Genomic DNA, 1024 nt, shown 5'->3' with positions numbered 1-1024 from the left:
TCAGGTCGGCCAGCTTGGCGCGAATCGTGTCGATCGGCAGGGCAGAATCGGATGCGGCCTGGCGTTGCATCGACAGCAAATCCGATGCGATGCTGATGGCGGCCATCACGGCCACGCGCTCGATGCCCTTGGTGTTCGAGCCGTTCTTGATGCGCGTCATCTGGTTGTCGACCATGGCTGCGGCTTCACGCAGCGCGGCCTCGTTATCGGCCGAGACAGCGAACTTGTAGGGCTGCCCGGCGATGCTCACTTCAATTTGCTTGCTGCTCATGCTTAGGTCTCCGAGTGGCGGGGCGGGGCGGCCGTTGTTTCTTCGGCGCCGGCGGCCTGGCCGAGGAGGTCAAGCTGGCGGGCGTCGGTGGCCGTGGGCAGCTTGTCGAGAATCGATTGGATGCGCAGCTGCGCTTCTTCGATCTTGGCATTGAGCACGCTGCGATCGGCGACCATCGCGTCGCGTTCGGTCTTGGATGCCTCGGCTTCCGCCTGAAGCCGCTCGACTTCGGCGCGCAGGCGCTGGTTCTCGGCGGCGAGCGCATCGGCGTGACGCAGCACGCGCGTGATCTTGCCGGCAAGTTGTTCGAGTTCGTTCAGCATTGGGTGTCAATCAGAATCGAGTGGGGGGATTTTAGCCGATCATGCGCGTCGCGCCTGTCCTCCATACGGATGCGCAAGAGGCGCGGCGTGAGGCGAAGGACCTGGTGCAACGGCGCAGGGTGTGTTTTTACCGCGACTGCGACGGGTTTGGGGTGCCTTTTCCGTTAAACTTCGCCGCGTCCTGGTGCCCGCAGCACCATCTGCAGTTAAACGGGAAGCAGGGAGCGCGCGCCCCAAGCGATGCGCCAACCTGCGCTGCCCCCGCAACGGTAAGCGAACGCCGCGTGTACCCGCCATCTCGCCAACAAGAAGATGGGTGCCGCGCGGTCTGTCCATACGCCACTGTTCCTTCGGGAATGGGAAGGCGGACAGGCCGCTTCGCCAGCCCGGATACCGGCCAGGACGGTGGATCTCAGAGAACCAATTCACG

The 1024-nt window shown here is 64.0% G+C and carries 2 protein-coding genes and 1 riboswitch; both genes read right to left on the bottom strand.

Annotated elements, in window-relative coordinates; translation table 11 throughout:
• Positions 1–271: cell division protein ZapA (locus FUT88_RS25260; RefSeq protein ID WP_147219290.1), on the bottom strand; the 271-nt coding region annotated here is incomplete at its 3' end.
• 2 nt (positions 272–273) lie between these two features.
• A complete protein-coding gene (locus FUT88_RS25255) occupies positions 274–594 on the bottom strand; it encodes a hypothetical protein (protein WP_147219288.1) in 321 nt (106 codons plus the stop codon).
• A gap of 165 nt (positions 595–759) precedes the next feature.
• Positions 760–1011: riboswitch (cobalamin riboswitch) on the top strand.
• Positions 1012–1024 lie beyond the last annotated feature (13 nt).

Origin of the sequence: Ralstonia sp. TCR112 (assembly GCF_007997035.1) — a bacterium.
In the GTDB taxonomy this organism is placed as follows: Bacteria; Pseudomonadota; Gammaproteobacteria; order Burkholderiales; family Burkholderiaceae; genus Ralstonia; species Ralstonia edaphi.
The sequence above is the reverse complement of the archived record's forward strand: the minus strand, read 5'-3'. Positions and strand labels throughout refer to the sequence as shown.

Coding starts and splice junctions, on each gene's coding strand:
- FUT88_RS25255 (WP_147219288.1), bottom strand. CDS start 594: ATGCTGAACGAACTCGAACAACTTGCCGGCAAGATCACGCGCGTGCTG.